This window comes from Dolichospermum lemmermannii CS-548 (genome assembly GCF_028330815.1).
Classification (GTDB): Bacteria; Cyanobacteriota; Cyanobacteriia; order Cyanobacteriales; family Nostocaceae; genus Dolichospermum; species Dolichospermum lemmermannii.
Genome location: NZ_JAQMTJ010000330.1, coordinates 1 through 20,458 on the forward strand (window position 1 = coordinate 1; position 20,458 = coordinate 20,458).

General features: G+C 36.4%; 21 protein-coding genes and 1 pseudogene. 12 read left to right on the plus strand and 10 right to left on the minus strand.

Annotated features, from left to right (window positions below; genetic code table 11):
• The first annotated feature begins 274 nt into the window (after positions 1–274).
• Positions 275–742 carry a GNAT family N-acetyltransferase gene (locus PN450_RS23775; protein ID WP_015083543.1) on the plus strand — a complete coding sequence of 156 codons (468 nt, stop codon included), beginning with the start codon at positions 275–277 and terminating at the stop codon, positions 740–742.
• On the opposite strand, the gene PN450_RS23780 is transcribed toward PN450_RS23775, so the two are convergent.
• A complete protein-coding gene (locus PN450_RS23780; protein WP_271837763.1) occupies positions 687–1,610 on the minus strand; it encodes a sensor histidine kinase in 924 nt (307 codons plus the stop codon). The genes PN450_RS23775 and PN450_RS23780 overlap by 56 nt on opposite strands.
• Entirely contained in the window at positions 1,600–2,184 is a 585-nt protein-coding gene (locus PN450_RS23785) for an L-threonylcarbamoyladenylate synthase (RefSeq protein WP_271837764.1), read from the minus strand. Before PN450_RS23785 ends, PN450_RS23780 begins: the two co-directional genes overlap by 11 nt.
• Before the next feature lie 81 nt (positions 2,185–2,265).
• On the opposite strand from PN450_RS23785, the gene PN450_RS23790 reads away from it, so the two are divergent.
• Genes PN450_RS23790 through PN450_RS23805 form a run of 4 tightly spaced genes read left to right on the plus strand, consistent with a single transcriptional unit; the run spans position 2,266 to position 3,662 of the window.
• Positions 2,266–2,583 (plus strand): type 2 periplasmic-binding domain-containing protein, encoded by a 318-nt coding sequence (locus PN450_RS23790; RefSeq protein WP_271821740.1) that lies wholly within the window; start codon positions 2,266–2,268, stop codon positions 2,581–2,583.
• On the plus strand, positions 2,580–2,942 hold the full coding sequence (locus tag PN450_RS23795) for an aspartyl protease (RefSeq protein ID WP_271821741.1): 363 nt from the start codon (positions 2,580–2,582) through the stop codon (positions 2,940–2,942). The genes PN450_RS23790 and PN450_RS23795 overlap by 4 nt, the downstream gene beginning before the upstream one ends.
• 43 nt (positions 2,943–2,985) lie before the next feature.
• Positions 2,986–3,303, plus strand: coding sequence for a hypothetical protein (locus PN450_RS23800; RefSeq protein WP_271837765.1), 318 nt, complete (start codon positions 2,986–2,988; stop codon positions 3,301–3,303).
• Positions 3,300–3,662 (plus strand): aspartyl protease, encoded by a 363-nt coding sequence (locus tag PN450_RS23805; RefSeq protein WP_271837766.1) that lies wholly within the window; start codon positions 3,300–3,302, stop codon positions 3,660–3,662. Before PN450_RS23800 ends, PN450_RS23805 begins: the two co-directional genes overlap by 4 nt.
• A 96-nt stretch (positions 3,663–3,758) precedes the next feature.
• On the opposite strand, the gene PN450_RS23810 is transcribed toward PN450_RS23805, so the two are convergent.
• The 4 genes from PN450_RS23810 to PN450_RS23825 all read right to left on the minus strand — a co-directional run bounded on the left by PN450_RS23810 (position 3,759) and on the right by PN450_RS23825 (position 9,394).
• Positions 3,759–5,153 carry a DUF1802 family protein gene (locus PN450_RS23810; protein WP_271837767.1) on the minus strand — a complete coding sequence of 465 codons (1,395 nt, stop codon included), beginning with the start codon at positions 5,151–5,153 and terminating at the stop codon, positions 3,759–3,761.
• Between the two features lie 29 nt (positions 5,154–5,182).
• Positions 5,183–7,006, minus strand: coding sequence for a P-loop NTPase fold protein (locus PN450_RS23815; protein ID WP_271837768.1), 1,824 nt, complete (start codon positions 7,004–7,006; stop codon positions 5,183–5,185).
• A gap of 42 nt (positions 7,007–7,048) precedes the next feature.
• The gene (locus PN450_RS23820; protein WP_271837769.1) at positions 7,049–7,720 is read right to left on the minus strand and encodes a hypothetical protein; all 672 of its coding nucleotides are present in this window, start codon (positions 7,718–7,720) and stop codon (positions 7,049–7,051) included.
• Positions 7,721–7,996: 276 nt separating this feature from the next.
• Positions 7,997–9,394, minus strand: a complete 1,398-nt coding sequence (locus PN450_RS23825; RefSeq protein ID WP_271837770.1) for an ATP-binding protein — start codon at positions 9,392–9,394, stop codon at positions 7,997–7,999.
• A 371-nt stretch (positions 9,395–9,765) separates the two neighbouring features.
• Here PN450_RS23825 and PN450_RS23830 point away from each other — a divergent pair, with 371 nt between their 5' ends.
• Positions 9,766–11,175, plus strand: a complete 1,410-nt coding sequence (locus tag PN450_RS23830) for an aspartate ammonia-lyase (protein WP_271837771.1) — start codon at positions 9,766–9,768, stop codon at positions 11,173–11,175.
• Positions 11,176–11,233: 58 nt separating this feature from the next.
• Here PN450_RS23830 and PN450_RS23835 read toward each other — a convergent pair whose 3' ends face one another.
• Entirely contained in the window at positions 11,234–11,647 is a 414-nt protein-coding gene (locus PN450_RS23835; protein WP_271837772.1) for a type II toxin-antitoxin system VapC family toxin, read from the minus strand.
• A gap of 2 nt (positions 11,648–11,649) precedes the next feature.
• Entirely contained in the window at positions 11,650–11,937 is a 288-nt protein-coding gene (locus PN450_RS23840) for a hypothetical protein (protein ID WP_148765654.1), read from the minus strand.
• Between the two features lie 463 nt (positions 11,938–12,400).
• On the opposite strand from PN450_RS23840, the gene PN450_RS23845 reads away from it, so the two are divergent.
• The 3 genes from PN450_RS23845 (at position 12,401) to PN450_RS23855 (ending at position 15,175) form a co-directional block, all read left to right on the plus strand.
• Positions 12,401–13,786, plus strand: coding sequence for a nicotinate phosphoribosyltransferase (locus PN450_RS23845; protein ID WP_271837776.1), 1,386 nt, complete (start codon positions 12,401–12,403; stop codon positions 13,784–13,786).
• An 82-nt stretch (positions 13,787–13,868) separates the two neighbouring features.
• A complete protein-coding gene (locus PN450_RS23850; RefSeq protein ID WP_213798224.1) occupies positions 13,869–14,459 on the plus strand; it encodes a nicotinate-nucleotide adenylyltransferase in 591 nt (196 codons plus the stop codon).
• Positions 14,429–15,175, plus strand: a complete 747-nt coding sequence (locus PN450_RS23855) for an NUDIX hydrolase (RefSeq protein WP_148765658.1) — start codon at positions 14,429–14,431, stop codon at positions 15,173–15,175. Before PN450_RS23850 ends, PN450_RS23855 begins: the two co-directional genes overlap by 31 nt.
• Before the next feature lie 92 nt (positions 15,176–15,267).
• On the opposite strand, the pseudogene PN450_RS23860 reads toward PN450_RS23855, so the two are convergent.
• Positions 15,268–15,514, minus strand: a pseudogene (locus PN450_RS23860) (IS4 family transposase); the annotation flags it as partial.
• Between the two features lie 212 nt (positions 15,515–15,726).
• Between PN450_RS23860 and PN450_RS23865 the strand changes: the two are divergent.
• From PN450_RS23865 to PN450_RS23875, 3 genes are all read left to right on the plus strand, one after another.
• On the plus strand, positions 15,727–17,418 hold the full coding sequence (locus PN450_RS23865; protein WP_271837773.1) for an NAD+ synthase: 1,692 nt from the start codon (positions 15,727–15,729) through the stop codon (positions 17,416–17,418).
• Between the two features lie 95 nt (positions 17,419–17,513).
• Positions 17,514–18,431 carry a M23 family metallopeptidase gene (locus PN450_RS23870; RefSeq protein ID WP_271837774.1) on the plus strand — a complete coding sequence of 306 codons (918 nt, stop codon included), beginning with the start codon at positions 17,514–17,516 and terminating at the stop codon, positions 18,429–18,431.
• A gap of 303 nt (positions 18,432–18,734) precedes the next feature.
• Positions 18,735–19,271, plus strand: a complete 537-nt coding sequence (locus PN450_RS23875) for a late competence development ComFB family protein (RefSeq protein ID WP_271837775.1) — start codon at positions 18,735–18,737, stop codon at positions 19,269–19,271.
• Positions 19,272–19,434: 163 nt separating this feature from the next.
• Here the strand turns inward: PN450_RS23875 and PN450_RS23880 are convergent, their stop codons facing one another.
• A complete protein-coding gene (locus tag PN450_RS23880) occupies positions 19,435–20,136 on the minus strand; it encodes a L,D-transpeptidase (RefSeq protein ID WP_148765666.1) in 702 nt (233 codons plus the stop codon).
• Positions 20,137–20,458 lie beyond the last annotated feature (322 nt).

The following is a 20,458-nucleotide window of genomic DNA, read 5'->3' on the forward strand; positions in this document are numbered from 1 at the left end:
AATAAAACACTTCTTTGCGCTGATGGTTATTCCTACTTGCTAATTAATTCTATCATGTCACCGCGAATAAATTCGCCGTTGGCACTTCCTCCACGCATCTATTGCCAAGTGGCTTCCGTGCCTTTCGTTCTATTTGGTGAATAAAAAAGAGTTTTTTAATTCTTAATTCTTAATTTTTAATTGAACTGTTGCATATACATATACAGGTTTAGTAATTTCTAGGAAAATATGCCATAACAGAAACAAATATCTTAGGATAAGTGGGTGTTTATAGATGAAATATTCTCAGATTCAATTTAGCCACAGTCATGCGGATATTGATCTTTACCAACTCCAAGAACTGTTTAATCTGTCCGCTTTTTGGGCAAAAGGACGAAGTATTAAGGATTGGGGTATAGCTATTGCTAATAGTGAACCTGTGATTTCTGTCTGGGAGAAGGAATTATTAATTGGCTTTGCAAGAGCGACTTCTGATGGTATCTATCGCGCTACAATTTGGGATGTTGTCATTCATCCAGAATATCAAGGTAATGGACTAGGTAGCAAGTTGGTAGAAACTGTTTTAAGTCATCCGCGAATGCAAAAAGTAGAGCGTGTGTATTTGATGACAACTCACCAGCAGGAATTTTATGAGAAGATTGGTTTTCAAGCAAATAACACAACAACAATGGTGCTATACAATCAATCTAATTTTGATTTTGTTCCTGGAGAGATTCAACTTCAGGAGTCGTTAGAGGCATAGATATTTGCCATCTTGTTAACTGTGATTTTTCTTCCTGATTGGTGGGAAAAGGCAAAATTTCTAACTTTCCTCCCATCAATTCTACTAAACTTTGATGAAGTGAAAGTTTCATTCCTGGTGACAGAACTATATTTTTCTGAGTTGTCTGATTTTCAGCTATCATCAAATCTATAGATTCACTTGTAACTACAGTTTCAGTGGGTACATCTAAGCAGATATTTACATAATTATCTGTAGGTTGTAGATGACTAGAAAGATAAATATTCCCTGCTTCCATTTGAGCAATTGTTGTATCTATCAAGTTTATTAATACTTGTTTGAGCCAACGGGAATCTGCCAAAATGTAAATTTCTGGATCTGGTGGTGATAAAGTAAAAGGATAATTACGATTGACTGCTAATAGATAAGTTAAGTTATAAATTTCTTGTAAAAATTTAGATAATTGCAAAGTTTCAATATCTAATTTATTTCTACCAGATTCAATTTTAGAAACATTCAGAATTTCATCAATTAGTTTTAATAACTTGAGAGATTTTTCGTGAGCTTGTCCGACAAATTCCCGTTCTTCTTGGGGATTGTCACATAAATCTGTCAAAATCAATTGATGTAAGCCAATTATACTCCCTAATGGCGATCGCAATTCATGGCTAATTCGGGCTAAAAAACCTGCTTGAAACTGACTCATTTCTTTGGACTGATAATAGGCTAATTGAGTTTGTTTCAATTCTTGTAAAAGTTGGTTTTCTTGCTGTTGTGGAGCATTTTGAATGGGAATGGATGCAGATTTTGTAGGCTGAAGGAATAATCTACAAATACCTATTCCTAATCCTATTCCTGCTCCTAAATATAGCCAATTACTAAAATTCATAATTATCTAATTTAATACTACCTTGTCGTAAAATCTGCCAATTGTTCCCTGTCCATTTAGCAACGGTGGAAGGTATTCCCAAACCTTGGTATTCTGTTGATTCTAATGTTAAAACTTCTGGAAATTGAGCTTCTATTTCTGCTTTGGTTTCTAAAGCTGGTTGTCCTGATAAATTAGCGCTAGTTGTCGCCATTGGCCCAGTTTGCGCCAAAATAGTTTGAGCAACTGGATGATTTGGGACTCTAATCCCAATGGTAGTTGGTTCAACAGGGTTCATGACGGTGGGAATTTTGTCACTAGCTGGTAAAACTAAAGTTAATGCACCTGGCCAATGTTGATTAACAATTTTTTGCCAGATTTGATATTCTCTTTGGCTACCTTGAACATAATCCCATAAATCTTCGGCTTTGGCAGCCATTAAAATTAAAGGTTTATCAAAACTGCGTTGTTTCGCAGCATAAATTAATTCTGCTTGTACTGGTATGGTGGCTAATGCGGGGACGGTATCTGTGGGGAAACTAATGAGTTTTCCAGCTTTTGCAGATTCTATCAGGACTGATAATGAAAGGTTCATAAAGATGGTTTTTCTGCTGGTGTTTTAACTTTGGGATGATTTTTTGATATGATTATCATAGTAGAAATGGGGTTTAAAAACATGACTCAACTAACACCACAAACAGCAAGAAGAAGAGGAAGGATTTTTCCTGAACTGACTTTATCACCGGAAGAGTTAGCTAAACGTAAAGCAGAAGATGAACAATTTTATCAACGTTGTTGGGCAATTTTTCAAAGATTACTGCCTGAATTGATGAAAGAACATTATAACTCGTATATTGCTGTAGAACCAGATAGCGGTGATTATTTCATTGATCAGGATATGGAAGTCGCTAGTAAAAAATCACGGGAGAAACATCCTAATGTGATACATTTTCTATTTCGCATCAATGAAACAGGGGTAACAGGAAGAATATGATACAGGGTTATTTTGGTGATGAGGGGCAGCTTTTCTTTGAAATTGAATTAATTACTGCTGATGGCTTAAATCTGCCTGTAGATGCTTTATTTGATACTGGATTCACAGGCTTTATGGCTATTAATAAACAAGATTTAGAAGGATTGAATTGGTCATTTATACGCAAGCAACGTTTACGCACTGCACAGGGAGAGTCAAGATTTGATATCTATTCAGGTAAAGTGATTTTGGATAATCAAGAGTATGAAATTCCTGTTTATGCTGGAGATGAATTAACGGAGATTTTATTGGGTTCAAGGTGGTTGGAGTTTTTGCCTTTGGTGGTGAATTTTCAATCTGGTATTTTGACTTTGGGATGATTTTTTTGATATTATTATCATAGTAGAAATGGGGTTTAAAAACATGACTCAACTAACACCAAAACAACCAGCAAGAAGAGGAAGAATTTTCCCTGAACTGACTTTATCACCGGAAGAATTAGCTAGACGTGAAGCGGAAAGAGAAGCATTTCACAAACGTTGTCGGGCAATTTTTGAGCGTGTTCGTCCTGAGTTGATCAAAGAACATTATAATTGGTATATTGCCGTAGAACCTGATAGTGGTGATTATTTTGTTGATCAAGATATAGAAGTTGCTAGTCAGCAAGCGCGAGAGAAACACCCTCATGCTGTACATTGTATGTTTCGGCTGAATGAAATTGGAGCAGTTGGGAGAATATGATAGAGGGTTATTTTGGTGATGGGGGACAGCTATTTTTTGAAATTGATTTGATTAATGCTGATGGTTTAAATTTACCTGTAGAGACCATGTTAGATACTGGCTTTACAGGTTTTCTAGCAATTAATAAACAAGATTTAGAAGCACTAAATTGGCAGTTTATTCGTGAACAAGAATTGATCACAGCCCAAGGAGAAAAAGCTTTTGATTTATATTTAGGTAAAGTGATTTTGGATAATCAAGAGTATGAAATTCCTGTTTATGCTGGAGATGAATTAACGGAGATTTTATTGGGTTCAAGGTGGTTGGAGTTTTTGCCTTTGGTGGTGAATTTTCAAGCTGGTATTTTGACTTTGGGATGAATAATTTTGGGGAAATAAACCACGTTCGCGGAGCGTCCCGCAGGGATAGCAACGAAGAGCGCGAAGGTAAGAAAAGAAGAGAGAAAAGAGTTATTTTTAATTAATTGGTAAGTCGCGCAGGTAGTAAAAGCGATCTTTTTTCCAAAAATCTTCTTTAATTCTTCCCAAGTAGCCTGTTAATGGTGATGATAGTTCTATGAGAATGTCGTATAGTTCTTTATCTTCTAAGTTTTGTGGTGGATGATCATAAAGATATGCTATGCAAAGATTACTAACTTGAGCATCTTTAGTACCTGTTTTTTCTAGATGTTTTTTGACGAGTTGGATAATATGCGATCGCAATTTTATCTCTTTTTCTATTTTATCTATATATTCGTTAATTTTATCATCTATTTGTCCCGGTTCTAAGTATTGCTTTAATTCAATTAAGTTTATCGCACCGGGATATTTTGCTTTGAGTTCAACTAATTTTTGTAATGTCATAGCTTTGATAATACTGACTTTAGAGATTTGAGCAGATTCTTTCAAGTTTTTAGTAGGTTCACCAGGTCCAATAATTAACCGCACAGCTTGAAGATAATTTTCTTGAAGATGTCTTTTACCAATTCTATCTAATTCTTCTACTGTGTTATGAGGAATGCTTTTACCTGCTTTACATTCGCAAACTAGAGAATAAGGTTGTGAACAATATAAATCTAAACCTCCAGCACCACCTTTGTGATCTTCCTCTACTTTAAATCCTAAAAAATTAAGGCTTTTGCGTGTAACAATTTCAAAATTTGTACCTGCTTGATAGTTGCTTGTAGTATCATCTTTTTCTATACTTCTATCTCCTAAAGATGTAATTGTTTTTATCCAATCTAAATCAGCATCTATTGTATTTGTAGTTGGTGCATTACTCCAACCTAAAAATACTTTGATTTCATTGTCTAATTGTTGTGCTGCTGGGTTATTATTGGCTATTTGTGATAACGCACTTTGTAATTTTTCTAGTTCAGGATATAAAGAAGGTTCTCGTTTTTCTAGTTGTTGTTTACGTTGAACAAATACCTGATCACTTAATACGGGTTTATCTTCAGAACCAGAAATATTAGATAAACCTACAAATTTACCTAACTTATCTTGAATATTCGGAATAGCTGGAATTTCCAAAGGTTCAGGTAAATGATAAACGCGCAAGTAAGCCAGAAAAATATTTTGATGTTTCTGTATTATTTCCTCGAATGTTTCTAAATTCCAGATTGTTAATTGAGATAAAACATCTAATGTATTTAATGGTGTTGTTTTATCCATAGTATGACAATGCTGACATTTAGCCCAAACTTTAATTAAAAGTACATTCCCTGTATTGTCAACAGGATAAAGAGAAAATCTTTGCCCAGGATGAATAAACTGCCTGGGTAAAGCTGCAATTGTGCGTCCCTGTATCAAGGCTTCAATATCAGGCACGGGTAAACACAATGCTCTTGGAAGTGAAAACGATTGATTCATTTCTATTTAGCTATAGCTTTAGTTTGATATTATTCAGCATTATCAATAGACTTAGGAATTGCAACAGGAAATCCATAACCAGTTAAATCAGTTGGTTCTTGTCCAGAAGGATTACATAATATTTCTCGAATTAAAGGATTGTTAATTGCTATCTTCTCCTCCTTGATAAATTCAAAAATTTGCTCTTCTGTCAGTTCATAATTTCTACAATTATAGTAAATAGATGAAATAGCTAAAAGAGATTTAATATCTTCACCTCGTAATAGTATCCATTTTCCAGTCTGTTCTTTTAAATTTTTTAAACATTGTTGAGGTACTGATGCTCCGGGATTAATTTTCTTAGAGCGAATTAAGCAGCCACGAGTAAAATCAAATTTTTCGTAATGAATCAATCTTTTTAATGCTGCACCTATAAATGCTCCGCTAGGTCGTTGTAGAATAAGTATTCCTATTTTCACTTTTCTATTATTACCAACAATCCGAAAATTAAGATATCCTTGATCTGCTTTAGTTGTGATAATTTCCTCAACTCCTTCAATTTTCACGCTTTCTACTTCTACTCCATATTTAGCCAAACCAAGAAATCCTACTTTTAAAGCCGCTGTAATTGCTAATTCATCATCTATCAGTGAATTAATAGAAGTCTCAATATTAGCTAACTCACTTTTAAAAAATCCTTTAACCGGATTCAAAGGAGGTGGAATAGCCGGAATAAAATTCTCACCACACCATTTTAAAACTGTTCTAATAGTAGGTTTCTGTTTACCAAATTCTCTAAGTTTATTTTCATTAAATGGGTAGAGAGGATGAGGAGGTATTTGTTGATGCTCTTGATAAAATTCTTGTAACCATTTTTTAACCAAAGCAACAATTTCATCAGAGTTTAAGCCCTGTAATTCAATTGGTTGCCTATCAGATTTTTCACTTACTAATCTATCAATTGCTGCTTCAGCTTGTGGCAAAAATCTAATCTGATCATTCCAAGTTTCGGAATACATTGCCAGCAGGAAAACACCGCTTTTAATATTGTTATATAAATCCTTAACCAAGCTTCCAATAACTTGTGCTGTTGTCAAACCATTATCAGCAACATCTGCATTATCTAATTCATCAAAACAAATCACCGGAACTCTATAATAGCTGGTGATATCTAAAATTTGACGAACATTCCGTAAGGATTCAATCTCTCTATCTGCTTGTTTTGGATTTGGCAAGCCCATTGCTTTAGCTTCTTCCGGTGTTAGTTCTAAACCGGATAGCCAGCGATTTGCATAAACAACATAATCTGTAGAAAGTGTCCACAAGATTGCCTTCACTATGTAAGGATTATTAATATTAGTCCTGATTAACAAAATTTCTTTTGTTAACTGTTCCACTACTTTAGTAGAGAATTTATTACTAATATATTTTTCTGGTGGATGATTCCATTTTCTTGATTCGTTAATTAAAGCAGTTGCTATTTCTTGCCACTGCATCACTTTTTGATTACTAAATGCTCTGAGACTAGAAGCAATGCTTTGTAAAAATTCATATTTAATTTGATTTAAGTTGTCATATTTACTCATGTAAATAAACAAGCTATCTTCCCTAGTCTGTAATTGATGGCGAATTCGACTAATAATGTGGCTTTTCCCTAATCCTCTTTCGGCTGTAATCGTAATACCTACTGTTGTACGCTGCCCTTTACAGATTTTTTCAACCGCATCAAATACTGCATTAGACGCATGAGCATTAATTGAGGGTACATCAGGAAAACTTTTACCCCATATTTGCTGCGGTTTAACAACAAGATGTCCTGCAAATGGGTTTTGAGTTTTAATCAATTCATCAATGTTAGATATGTTAGTAGTCATAGTATTATGAGGTTAATGTGTGAAGAATTGAAGAAATAAAGTTTAAGCTTTCAAAAGTCTGGCATAACAACGTAATCCATCTAATTCTGTAGTGACTGAATCTTCTATTTTGTCCCGTGCATTGTCTTCTACTGTTCCCCCTTGAAGTTGAAAAATATCATTAGCTTGCATTTCTAATAGAAAATTATTAAACTCTGTTCGCTTAACTCGTTCTCCTATTACTCTTCTAATCCGATAAATAGGTACTAAATTATTCAGGTTGTGTTCATAATTCAACTTGTCATAAACATCCAATGCAACAGATTTAAACTCCTCATAAGAACCAATCACCGCACCACCAGACGCAACCGGCGCAGCTACTACAACATCAACCTCACGAAACAATCGCAACAAAGAATTTCCTACCCAAGCACCAAGATTGGTATTAAACTCAAACTCATCACTACGCAAACCCGCTTTTAACACATCTAAGCCCGTCGGTGACGTGAGAGTATAACTCGTTGAAGATCCCTTTTTAGTAACAGTAACAGCCCCCTGCATTTCTAAATCCTCTAAAATAGCTTGATAATCCGCTTTATTCTGACTCTTGGAGTCTATCCGCTTCGTCAATTTACCCCTAGCCACTTTCTGCTGACTTCCTCCCAAATCCCACAATGCAAGCAGTAAGCGAGTTTTAGCATATAAAGTCTGTAAATTCTTGGCTTGGGCGTTCATATTCAGTATCCTACTTAACTAAAAAGATATTATAAGTATTTTATTTCTTACTTGGACAAAGTTCAAATAATATTGACTATTTTGATGTAAATAAGACAAAAATCAATATTTTTTTTCTAGACAATTATCGGATTTGTAACCAATAAAATTACCAATTACCAAAATAAATCAATATTTATCCCACATACCGCAAATACACTGAGTAACGGTTTAGCACTGCTAAACCCCTACATTTATACTCAGGATTGGGATATTTTTTTTAGTTGGAAGTTGCAGCTAAAAAACTAGTCGCAGGGGAAAGTGCATGATAAACGTGATGCGATTATTTGCACTTGCAACATGAATTAATCCATGCAAACGCTGTACCATTGTCTCTACCAAAATTAACTCTAAACCAGTGTTCTGTGCTTGCCATGAGGAATGTTTGGGAATGCGGTAAAATGGCTGAAAGACTTGTGATAGTTCATGGTGAGGAATCTCTACACCAGAAATACTGATTTTTAATTCTACCGTGGCTGCATTTAAATCGGCGGTAACTGTAACTGATTCACCTGCGGGAGCGCATTGACAAGCTTGGTTGAGTAGCAAGGTAATAATTTTTTCTAAATCAGTGATATCTGTGGAGAAAGGGGGAATTTCTGTGGAGATATCCAGGTGTAACCGTTGTTGCTGACAATTGGTAACATCTCGAAAAGATTCAATAATGGGAGATAACCAAGTTGGAAAATCAATAGTAATTAAAGTAGGAGATTCCGAATGGGTTTTCAGATATGCAAAGCTGAGAAGATCATTAAGTAATTTATTTTCTCGTCCACATTCATGATGGAGAATTTGTAATAGTTGAGATCCTATTTCTATATCTAAAATTCCCGTTGGTGTCATGAGACTTTCTAATGTTTGCACAGCAAGATTAATATTAGTAATCGGTGTGCGTAACTCTTGGGAAAGCTGTTTGAGAAATTCATTTTTTTGCCGTTCTTGTTTTTCTATTTCCTGAATCTGCGCTTTGGTTTTTGCCTGTAGTCGAGATTGACGAATTGCGATCGCACATTTATTAGCTATTTGCTGCAAAAAGGATATTTCTTGTTCTCCAAATTTTGCCTCTGTATGCCGAATTAGCCAAACATTACCCAAAATGCCTAGATGATCAAAAATTGGACAAGCTAATTGATTCATCATCTGTAATCCAGAATAATGTCCTGGGACAATTTCTATAGATTGCCAAATTTGTTTTTGCAATAGAGATTGATAAATTTGAGGAAAATCAGCGATTACTGTGGTTAAGCCTTGAAAATGGGGTAAAGTAGCACTATATTCATAGGTAACTGTGGCAGAAGTTAAACAGGGATTATAAAGTTCAATTTGACAGCGATTAAGTTGTAATAAATCAACTAATTCTTGAGTAATAATTGTTAATATCTTCCGATCATCTAGACTATCGCGGATGTGTTCAGTAATATGTTGAAGTAACGTCTGAAATTTCTGAATTTGCTGGATTTCTTGAATATGTTCCTGTCTTTCTGACTCCAATTGGATTTGTAAATATTCTACCTGCTGTTGTAATTGGGCAACGGATGTATCTATACTCAATTGCATAGATACTTCTGCACAAAATATGGATGGAGATGGTAATTGTGTCCATTTGGGGATGGATTTAACTTGATTTAGATTCATGTAGTAGTTAAGGAAAGAGGTAGTGGATAATTGGTGATTGGGGAAGAGGTAAGTGGAAAGAATACTTACTCATGACTGATCTTTCCATTTGCCTATTACCTATTCCCTAACTAAAAAATCACATTAGTACGGGTAAGCATACCAAATATTGTGTATTGCTGGTAACAACTATTGTGACAGTTTGTGAACAGGTACGTTAAGTTACAGCTAATCCCATGATACTATCCTACTGCATTGTCAAAAATTAATACTATGTCAACTTTGTCCCTCATTTCCCTGAAATGTGCCGTAATTTTGCACTTTTTCCCATATAACAATTGAGTTAAAAACAAGTTTGTTCCCTGTTCTTTTTGTTCCCATTCTCGACTTATATGACTAACAATTCAGATTTTCGCATTGAAAAAGACTCGATGGGCGATCGCCAAATTGCCAACAACGTATATTATGGGATTCAAACCCAAAGGGCTATTGAAAATTTCCCCATTAGTGGCATTAAACCTTTATCCACTTATATAGATGCTGGTTTATATATTAAAAAAGCTGCCGCTATTGTCAACGGAGAATTAGATTGTATACCCGCAGATATCAGTAAAGCGATTATTCAAGCCACTGATGAAATCCTAGCAGGTGAATTACGAGATCAGTTTGTGGTTGATGTTTATCAAGCCGGTGCAGGAACTTCTCACCACATGAATATTAACGAAGTTTTGGCAAATCGCGCTTTAGAAATTCTCGGTGATCAAAAAGGTAATTACAAACTCGTTAGTCCCAATGATCATGTAAACTATGGACAGTCTACCAATGATGTTATCCCCACAGCCATTCGCATTGGTGGCTTATTGGCACTTTCTCGCACTTTACAACCAGCTTTAGAACAGGCAATTTCGGCTTTAGAGGCAAAAGCTATAGAATTTCAAGATATCGTCAAATCTGGCAGAACCCACCTCCAAGACGCTGTACCTGTGCGATTAGGGGATAATTTTGGTGCTTGGGCGCAAATCCTCTCAGAACATCAAAATCGTCTTTACATTGCTGCTGGGGATTTAATGGTATTGGGTTTAGGTGGTAGTGCTGCGGGAACAGGTATGAATACTCACCCAGAATATCGGCAAAGAGTTGTGGATATCCTGTCGCAATTGTTGGAATTTCCCCTAGAACCTGCACCCCATTTAATGGCTGCTATGCAAAGTATGGGGGCTTTTGTGAATGTTTCCGGGGCTTTACGGAATTTAGCCCAGGATTTGGTGAAAATATCCCACGATTTGCGGTTAATGGATTCTGGTCCCAAAACTGGATTTAAGGAAATTCAACTTCCTCCAGTCCAACCTGGTTCTTCAATTATGCCCGGAAAATATAATCCTGTGATGGCAGAGATGACATCAATGGTATGTTTTCAGGTTATGGGATATGATAATGCGATCGCTTTTGCTGCCCAAGCTGGACAATTAGAATTAAATGTGATGATGCCCCTCATTGCCTATAATTTAATTCACAGCATTGAGATTTTAGGTAACACAATTTCGGCTTTAACTACAAGCTGTATTCAAGGAATTACTGCTAACAAAGAACGTTGTTTAGCCTATGCTGAAGGTAGTTTAGCACTAGTCACCGCCTTAAATACCCATATTGGTTATTTGAATGCTGCGGCTGTAGCTAAGGAATCGTTAGAAACTGGCAAATCACTGCGGCAAATAGTTCTAGAAAAAGGTTTAATGACAGAAACAGAATTAGCAACAGTCTTGGATTTAGACCAAATGAGTGCAATTGTTCCTTTAAAATAAGTACAAAATACAAGATCTCCGACTTCTTTAAGAAGTTGGAGATCTGATTGATAGCCTATTAAGGAAATATCTCAAAACCGGCACAATGTTGTGGACTAATAATACTAAAAATAGGTTTATTTAAAGTAAAAATCTTAGTAATATTCATCCTTTCCGCAATAGCAACAATCGTTGCATCCACAAAGTTTAACTTACTATCAGTATATTGGTCTAGAATCTCCGTCACCCTTTTTAAATCAGTTTTATCAATCCCTTCAATAATGACATTACTATTAGCTAATTCAGTTAAAACCTGTCTTGTTATAGGATATCCTAACCGAGAAGCAAGCAAATGACAAACTTCAGGTAAAACTGTCGTTGGTAAAACCAATACTTCCTTTGAATCAACTATAACATCAAGGATACGCCCATAATTTTCGTCCTTAATATCAACAGTTGCCACTAAGAAACTTATATCTAAAATAGCCGTCATGATTATTTATTTACCTCATGATTAAATTCTTTAATACCTCTAGTTGGATCAATTTCCAGTTCTCCGTTTTCTGTATCTTTGTCTGATAAATTGGGTTCACTAGACTCTCCTATACCAGAAATACTTAATAAAAAATTACTCTCCTCTGGTTCATTATTAATAGCCGCAGGAGTTAAATTCAGCTTAAAAAGTAAAGATTCAATAAAATCAGCTAATTCAGGAAGTGCTGCCAGTGGAAGTTCATTAATAGCTTGAGATAATTGTTCGTGGGTGAGACTTACAGAATCCATAATTGATATCATCCTTCTATGGAAATAACTTTTATCTGTTTTCAAAGAAATTGGTATTAATTTCTTCTTGGTTTTCCTATTCCTATATAAATTTAGTTTCTATTGTTATATAATAACGCAATTATTCCCCATACAAACACAAAAACCATTTGTTAGTCTAATTCGGATTAAACCCCTTAAACTTATTATATGTAAAGTTGCACAGAATCATAAAATTCATTAATTAATTCATCCATTTTTATCTGCGTTTATCTGCGGTCAATTATTCTTAAAATCTTATCCAACTCCTGGATATTGACTGGCTGTACTATTAAGAAATATAAATTAATTGTAAAAAATATCTTAACTCCCTTGTAAATATAGGCTTTTGAGGAATTTGTCATTATTTATTAGCCAAGGCTTGACATTATTTATGGTGAATACTACCATAAGTGAAGAGACATTCTTGGTAGGGGCATCTCAGATGACAACTTTCCTAGATATAGACTATGAAAGGAAAAATCCCGAATTAAATCTCAGTTGTGAGGATTACAGCTTACTAACAGACCTTTATCAGCTAACAATGACAGCTTGTTATGTCGGTGAAGGTATAGAACAAAAGCAAGCGAGCTTTGAATTGTTTGTTAAACGCTTACCTGATGGTTTTAGCTATTTAATAGCTATGGGTTTAGCCCAAGCTTTGGAGTATTTGACTAAAATCCGCTTTAATGAAAGTCAAATTGCTGCTTTGCAGTCAACGGGAATTTTTACCCACCCAGATGAGCGTTTTTGGCAACTTTTGCGGGAAGGTTGTTTCACAGGAGATGTATGGGCAGTTGCAGAAGGAACAGCGGTATTTGCATATCAACCCATGCTGCGAATAGAAGCACCCTTATGGCAAGCGCAAATAGTAGAAACATATCTTTTAAATACTCTAAATTATCAAACTTTAATTGCCACCAAAGCCGCAAGATTACGGGATATAGCTGGGGAGAAAGCCACACTTTTAGAATTTGGTACGCGCAGGGCTTTTAGTCCCCAAGCCTCGCTATGGGCAGCACGGGCGGCTTTGGCAGGTGGTTTAGATGCCACTTCCAATGTGTTAGCGGCGCTACAACTAGGACAAAAACCAAGTGGTACAATGGCACACGCTTTAGTCATGGCTTTATCAGCGTTAGAAGGGAGTGAAGAACAAGCTTTTACGGCATTTCATCAATATTTTCCCGGTGCGCCATTATTAATTGATACTTATGACACGGTTGCTGCTGCTGAAAAATTAGCAGAAAAGGTCAATTCTGGCCAAATGGAATTATCTGGAGTTAGGTTAGATTCTGGGGATTTAGTCAGTTTATCAAAACAAGTGCGATCGCTCTTACCGAATATATCAATATTCGCCAGTGGTGATTTAGATGAATGGGAAATTAGCCGACTCAAGCAAGAAGGGGCAGAAATTGATAGTTATGGATTAGGCACAAAATTAGTTACAGGTTCACCAGTCAATGGAGTTTATAAACTTGTAGACATTGAAGGAATTCCCGTCATGAAAGAATCAAGTGGTAAATTCACTTATCCAGGTAAAAAACAAATTTTTCGATCCTTCTTAGATGGTAAAATACATAAAGATAGATTAGGCTTAACAGAAGAAAAATCTGAAAATGCCCAACCCTTATTACAGTTATTCATGAAATCAGGTAAGCAATTACAAGCATCAGAAACTTTAACAATAATTCGTCAACGAACTGCGGCATCAGTTGCTAGTTTACCAGCAGAAACAAGAAGATTAGAAAATCCCACTTCCGTCAAAATTGAAATATCAGAACCATTACAGAAATTGACAAATAAAATGAAAAGAAGAGATAAATTAATATAATTTCTCTTACCTCTGCGCCCTCTGCGTCTCTGTGGTTCGTTTAAATTACTCTAAAAATTGCAAAAAAGCAGAATCAAAAATCATGAAAATAGCCTTATTTGGTACAAGTGCAGATCCTCCAACTGCTGGACATTTAATAATTCTCAAGTGGCTATCTAAACATTATGATTGGGTGGCTGTATGGGCGGCGGATAATCCTCTAAAATCCCAACAAACGCCTTTACCGCACAGGGCAGCAATGTTAGAACTGTTAATTAAAGATATCAATGTTGCTAACCAAAATATTGCCTTAGAACAAGATTTGAGTAGTTGGAAAACTCTAGAAACTGTAGGTAAAGCAAAATTAAAATGGGGAGAAAATATTGAATATACTTTAGTAATTGGTGCTGATTTAGTAAATCAATTACCGCGCTGGTATCATGTTGAAGATTTATTACAACAAGTGCAATTACTGGTAATTCCCAGACCAGGATATATAATAGATGATTCTGGTTTAGATAAAGTTAAACAAATTGGCGGAAAAATTGCCATTGCTAATTTGATTGGTTTAGATGTTTCCTCTACCGCTTTCCGTGAACAAGGAGATATTAATACTCTCACACCTCCCGTCATTGCCTACATTCATCAACAGCATTTGTACGAATGCCAATACGTAACCAAAAAAAGATTTTAAACCCCATAAATCAACAACCTTTAGCTGATTTTAAAGTTGGTGTTGATAATGTGATTTTTTCTGTAGATACTGCCCAAAATCGGTTGTTAGTTCTCTTAGTCATGCGACAGCAAGAACCATTTTTAAATCATTGGAGTCTTCCTGGCACTTTAGTTTGTCAAGGAGAATCTTTAGAAGATGCTGCTTATCGGATTATGGCTGAGAAAATAAAGGTAAATAATCTTTATTTAGCACAACTTTATACTTTTGGTGGTCCAAATCGTGACCCCAGGGAAAAAATTGATAGCTACGGAGTCCGTTATTTATCAGTTAGTTATTTTGCCTTAGTCAGATTTGAAGAAGCAGAATTAATTGCTGATAAAGTCGCAGGTATTGCTTGGTATCCTGTCAAACAATTACCACAATTAGCATTTGACCACAATGAAATTATTACCTATGGACATGGAAGATTAAAAAACAAATTAGAATATAGTCCAGTAGCTTTTGAAGTCTTACCAGAAACTTTTACCTTAAACGATTTGTATCAACTATACACCACAGTTTTAGGGGAAAATTTTGCCGATTATTCTAATTTTCGAGCGCGGTTACTAAAGTTAGGTTTTTTATCAGATACCGGAATTAAAGTATCACGAGGTGCGGGTCGTCCTGCCAGTTTGTATAAGTTTGATAAAGAAGCATTCGCACCGTTTAAAGATAAACCTTTGGTGTTTATTTAAAGAATAATCGTAGCTTGCTTCCCTAAGGGTACGCAGATAAACTCAGATACACGCGGATAAATACGGATGATTATCTCAATACCGTAGCCAAATTACGAGGGTTCAACGGCTGTATAAGCATTGTGAATACGACCAAGAGAGGTAAGCTTGGCAGAAATCTGGGATAATAAAATAGGCTCAGGCTGTTGCGGAAGCATTTTTAACATTTCCCGAACATATCGAAAACCCCGACAGTAAGCCTGAAGATCAACAATCCCAGCACCGGGATTATCTTGACGGAACACAAGCTAAAAGATGATGGGACAAATTAACCATGAAAAAGGAAAGATTGCTAACATGGCCATGATGATCTGGCTCAACTGCCGCATAGTCGTCACTTTTATTTCTGGTAGCAGGCATTGCAGGAGTGTTAGGATATCAAACATGGGCTGTATGTGGTTTTGGAGTTTTTGTTTTGGAAGACTATAACTCTACTACATCAGCCCTCTCTCTTCATCCTCTTTTTTTGGCTACAGTATTGTTATCTATTCTTTATTCTCTTTTTTATGATCATGAAAATTGCTATTGCTCAAATTAATCCTATTATTGGTGATTTACTAGGAAATGCTCAAAAAATCCTGGAAATGTCACAACAAGCAGCATCAGAAAATGTTCGTTTATTATTAACACCTGAATTATCAATTTGTGGTTATCCACCGAGGGATTTATTAGTTAATCCTAGTTTTATAGAAGCAATTGATAACACATTGCAAAAATTAGCTGAAGATTTACCAGCAAATTTAGCTGTATTGGTGGGAACTGTGGTTAAAAATTCCCAAGCGCACATTTCTGGAGGAAAAAATTTATTTAATAGCACTGCTTTATTAGAAAATGGTAAAATTCAGCAATTTTTCCATAAAAGGCTATTACCTACTTATGATGTTTTTGATGAAAAACGCTATTTTGAACCAGGACTAGAAGCCAATTATTTTATATTAGATCATCTGAAAATTGGTGTAACAATTTGCGAAGATTTATGGAATGATGAGGAATTTTGGGGTAAGCTGAGTTACGCAGTTAATCCTATTGCTGATTTAGCAAATTTAGGAGTAGATTTAATTGTGAATTTATCCGCTTCACCTTACACTGTTGGTAAACAACATCTGCGAGAAGCGATGTTAAAACATAGTGTAGTTAATTTTCAGCAACCGATTATTTATACAAATCAAGTTGGTGGAAATGATGATTTAGTTTTTGACGGACGCAGTTTTGCTTTAAATAAACAAGGTAAAATTGTTTGTCGTGCAAAAGGTTTTGTATCTGACTTTTTGACCGTTGAATTTAATAGCAATAAACAAGATTTAGATTTCGGTGATATTTCTCCTGTTGATGAATCTGAAGATGAGGAAATTTGGAATGCTTTGGTTTTGGGAGTAAAAGATTATGTTGGTAAATGTCGCTTTTCTAAAGTATTATTGGGTTTAAGTGGAGGAGTTGATTCCGCTTTAGTTGCGGCTATTGCGACTGCGGCATTAGGAAAAGAAAATGTGATTGGTGTGTTAATGCCTTCTCCCTATAGTTCGGAACATTCTATTAGTGATGCTTTAACATTAGCAGCAAATTTAGATATTCAAACTCAACTTTTACCTATTGGGGAATTAATGGCAAGTTTTGATAATTCCCTAGATGAATTATTTGCAGGAACAGAATTTGGGATTGCGGAAGAAAACCTGCAATCTCGAATTCGTGGTAATTTATTAATGGCAATTTCTAATAAATTTGGCTATCTACTTTTATCTACTGGCAACAAATCAGAAGTTGCTGTTGGTTATTGCACCCTTTATGGTGATATGAATGGTGGTTTATCAGTCATTGCTGATGTTCCCAAAACTCGCGTTTATTCTATCTGCAAATGGTTAAATTCTCATCAACAAAAAGAAGTTATTCCCGAAAATATTCTCACGAAAGCACCAAGCGCAGAACTTAAACCGGGTCAAGTTGACCAAGATTCTCTTCCACCTTATGAAATTTTAGATGATATTCTCGACCGTTTGATTCATCAACATCAATCAGCAACAGAAATTATTAGCGCAGGTCATGAACCGGCAATTGTAGATAGAGTATTACAATTATTATCTCGTGCGGAGTTTAAACGCCGACAAGCAGCGCCGGGATTAAAAATTACTGACCGCGCTTTTGGGACTGGTTGGAGAATGCCTATTGCTAGTAGTTGGTCAGCGTTGAGGAATACTTCTTCTCCATAATTTTTACTGGCTAAATCTGTTGACTTAGTAGGGAAACACGAACTACCATAAATTGGTCTGTTGATTAACAGTAGCAAAAATTTGTTTATTAGCCTATGACCACCATGACTAACACTATTAATCCACAGCATAAATTGCGAGGTTTTAGTATCATCAACCCTACCAAAATATTAATAGGTATAATTGCCATTGTTCCCATGGCTTTAGGCTTACCCGCAAAAGCTTTAGAAATACAGATATTACCTAAAAATCCCCAATTGGGAGATACAATTTCCGTAGTAATTGAGGCAGATTCCCAAGAAAAGATTAGTAACCCCACAGTAACAGTTGGGGAAACAACATATCCAGCTTTTGAAATTGCCCCTCGTCAATACCGTTCTTTTATTCCCACAACTCCCTTAGAAAAAGCTGGAGTGAGAACAATCAGAATTTCCCAAGATGGACAAGAACAAAACTTATCAGTAAAAGTGCGCGATCGCAAATTTCCCGTGCAACGCATCACCTTACCACCCGGAAAAGCTGGAGTTAATGCTACCGAATACGAACTCAAGCGAGTAAAAGAATTAAAAGCCTTACAAACACCGAAAAAATATTGGCATGGCCTGTTTCTCGCCCCCAACGCGGGGCGAACCTCTACTAAATATGGTGTCCGTCGCTACTACAATGGCGAATTTGCCAATGACTACTACCATCGTGGACAAGACTATGCAGGAGCAACAGGTTCATCTGTAGTTACTCCAGCGGCGGGGAAAGTGGCTTTAGTTGGTACAGTATCCCAAGGCTTCCGCGTTCATGGTAACGTAGTCGGCATTGATCACGGTCAAGGTGTTATCAGTATTTTCATGCACCTAAGTCGGATTGATGTCAAAGAAGGTGATTTTGTGCAAGCAGGGCAAAAAATTGGTGCAGTCGGTTCAACTGGCGCATCTACCGGACCACACTTACACTGGGGTTTGTATGTAAACGGACAATCTGTTGATCCAATCCCTTGGAAATCTCAACAAATTGATTAAGTTTCTCATCTTCAATATCTTTGCCATAGGCTTTTTTCAATTTGGCGAAGGTATTGATATTGTGACTTTTTTAACCCAAAATACTTATATGTAAGTGGTATAATTTGGTAAGATAAATAATTCAGTAACACAGTAATAGGGGACTTCAAACCCTGATTTATTCCCTAATCTGGACTAATTCTGCTATTGTATTCTGGGTGATTGATAGCATATCTGTTTAGTTTGGCTATCGCAAAGTATATATTTATAAGTAGAAATATATACTTTTAACCTGTGTTCCTTCCATACTACCCACAATGTTTTATGAGTATTGAAAAAATAGTAGCACAAGCTCTTCAAGATGGTTACTTGACACCAGCAATGGAAGCAGAAGTTGGGCGGATTTGCGGTAACGCCTCAGAACTGCTAACCGAAGAGTACATGGCTTTAGATCGCCTCATGGGGGCATTGTTGACCGGTGAAGTAGTAGCAGTACCTCGCAAACAATTTATCAACGTCATGGAAGAATTGGTACTCATCAACGTCATTGCCAAAGTAGCAGAAATTGAAGCAACCAGCGAAATTTCTCTAGATGTGGGCGATATAACCGCCTATGCTCTGAACAGGCTGCCTCCTCTGTATGCAACGACGGAAGAAGGCGCGAAATATCAACGAAAAAGAGCTAACACAGAACTTGATCCTTTAATATCCCAACAAGTTAGCGAAGCCATCTGTAAGTATTTAGATACACCAGATTTCTTCCCAGAACGTCAAGCATTGAACAAGACCACTGGCAATGAAGTTTTAACCCAAGTTAGTACATTGCTTCAGACCCATGCGGCTAATTTTGAGCCACAATAATTGATAAACCTCGTCCAAGTTGAAAACTGGAGTTTTTCAAAAGGGAACAGGGAACAGGGAACAGGGAACAGTATAGGATTTGGGAATAAAACCCAATTAAGAAAAAACTATGGGTTTCAAAGTAAACGCGGTTTAATTGACAATTATCAATTACTTAATATTTTTATTCACGAACTGATACCTGTGTGCCGATATTTACTTGGCTATACAGCATTCTCACGTCAGAATTACGCATTCTTAGACAACCATGAGAAACCGCCGCTCCTACCAAGTCAACATTTGGTGTCCCGTGAAAGCCAATTTCATTCCTGCCGTCTGACCAAAAACCAATCCATCTATCCCCCAAAGGACTATCAGTACCACCCTCAAAGATAGCTCCTGTAATTGGATGTCGCCAGATAGGATGATGTTCTTTGTGGATAATTTTAAAATCGCCAGTTGGTGTTTCCCAGCCCTTTTTACCGATAGCGATTGGGTAACTAGCTATAACCTCATCATATCGAGAAACATAAACACGGCGATCGCTTAAATCTACAACTACTTTAGTTGCATTTAAGTCCGGTACTGATGGCTTTGGATTATTAACTGGATCTGTAACAGCATCCAGGCTTGATTTCTGTGTTTTCCAAGGAGAATCCAAGTTAATCACCGCAGCTTTTTGGGGAGAGGTAGGTACAGAAGCCGCAATGGCACTACTCCCAATTTCCACTGGTGAACCCTGCGGATAAACCTCTGTGGATGCAGATTGATTTAACTGCCCTGTTGTTCTCATCGTTTGCCAATGGACAGCCAGAGATAAAATTGCTGTACCAAAACAGAGAAACATGACCATACTCGCTACAGATTCATTTCTTGCCATTGCCATCGCCTATTATTTATCCCTGACATATTTAGCTGGAGGTGAGAATTTTACTGATTAACAATTGACAATTAGCCATTATTTATTGCCTATTACCAGTTACTAGTCAAGTATTTAGTGGCCAGTTTTCAATCTGATCACTATTCCCAACCTCACAAAAATTTGATCCGTGTTTTCTTTTATCTTCCGTCTCGCTCACGCGGGCAAGACTTGTACTGAGCTTGTCGATAGCGCAGCGTGGCGTTAGCCATAGTATGCCCGCACTACCAAAAACCCGTCAAAATAAATTTGACAGACTACTAGTACATCACGGCGTAAATAAAGCAAC

What these genes read in the sequence shown, in the direction of transcription:
- PN450_RS23775 (WP_015083543.1), top strand. Translation starts at nt 275, where the DNA reads ATGAAATATTCTCAGATTCAATTTAGCCACAGTCATGCGGATATTGAT.
- PN450_RS23780 (WP_271837763.1), bottom strand. Translation starts at nt 1,610, where the DNA reads ATGAATTTTAGTAATTGGCTATATTTAGGAGCAGGAATAGGATTAGGA.
- PN450_RS23785 (WP_271837764.1), bottom strand. Translation starts at nt 2,184, where the DNA reads ATGAACCTTTCATTATCAGTCCTGATAGAATCTGCAAAAGCTGGAAAA.
- PN450_RS23790 (WP_271821740.1), top strand. Translation starts at nt 2,266, where the DNA reads ATGACTCAACTAACACCACAAACAGCAAGAAGAAGAGGAAGGATTTTT.
- PN450_RS23795 (WP_271821741.1), top strand. Translation starts at nt 2,580, where the DNA reads ATGATACAGGGTTATTTTGGTGATGAGGGGCAGCTTTTCTTTGAAATT.
- PN450_RS23800 (WP_271837765.1), top strand. Translation starts at nt 2,986, where the DNA reads ATGACTCAACTAACACCAAAACAACCAGCAAGAAGAGGAAGAATTTTC.
- PN450_RS23805 (WP_271837766.1), top strand. Translation starts at nt 3,300, where the DNA reads ATGATAGAGGGTTATTTTGGTGATGGGGGACAGCTATTTTTTGAAATT.
- PN450_RS23810 (WP_271837767.1), bottom strand. Translation starts at nt 5,153, where the DNA reads ATGAATCAATCGTTTTCACTTCCAAGAGCATTGTGTTTACCCGTGCCT.
- PN450_RS23815 (WP_271837768.1), bottom strand. Translation starts at nt 7,006, where the DNA reads ATGACTACTAACATATCTAACATTGATGAATTGATTAAAACTCAAAAC.
- PN450_RS23820 (WP_271837769.1), bottom strand. Translation starts at nt 7,720, where the DNA reads ATGAACGCCCAAGCCAAGAATTTACAGACTTTATATGCTAAAACTCGC.
- PN450_RS23825 (WP_271837770.1), bottom strand. Translation starts at nt 9,394, where the DNA reads ATGAATCTAAATCAAGTTAAATCCATCCCCAAATGGACACAATTACCA.
- PN450_RS23830 (WP_271837771.1), top strand. Translation starts at nt 9,766, where the DNA reads ATGACTAACAATTCAGATTTTCGCATTGAAAAAGACTCGATGGGCGAT.
- PN450_RS23835 (WP_271837772.1), bottom strand. Translation starts at nt 11,647, where the DNA reads ATGACGGCTATTTTAGATATAAGTTTCTTAGTGGCAACTGTTGATATT.
- PN450_RS23840 (WP_148765654.1), bottom strand. Translation starts at nt 11,937, where the DNA reads ATGGATTCTGTAAGTCTCACCCACGAACAATTATCTCAAGCTATTAAT.
- PN450_RS23845 (WP_271837776.1), top strand. Translation starts at nt 12,401, where the DNA reads ATGACAACTTTCCTAGATATAGACTATGAAAGGAAAAATCCCGAATTA.
- PN450_RS23850 (WP_213798224.1), top strand. Translation starts at nt 13,869, where the DNA reads ATGAAAATAGCCTTATTTGGTACAAGTGCAGATCCTCCAACTGCTGGA.
- PN450_RS23855 (WP_148765658.1), top strand. Translation starts at nt 14,429, where the DNA reads ATGCCAATACGTAACCAAAAAAAGATTTTAAACCCCATAAATCAACAA.
- PN450_RS23865 (WP_271837773.1), top strand. Translation starts at nt 15,727, where the DNA reads ATGAAAATTGCTATTGCTCAAATTAATCCTATTATTGGTGATTTACTA.
- PN450_RS23870 (WP_271837774.1), top strand. Translation starts at nt 17,514, where the DNA reads ATGACCACCATGACTAACACTATTAATCCACAGCATAAATTGCGAGGT.
- PN450_RS23875 (WP_271837775.1), top strand. Translation starts at nt 18,735, where the DNA reads ATGAGTATTGAAAAAATAGTAGCACAAGCTCTTCAAGATGGTTACTTG.
- PN450_RS23880 (WP_148765666.1), bottom strand. Translation starts at nt 20,136, where the DNA reads ATGGCAATGGCAAGAAATGAATCTGTAGCGAGTATGGTCATGTTTCTC.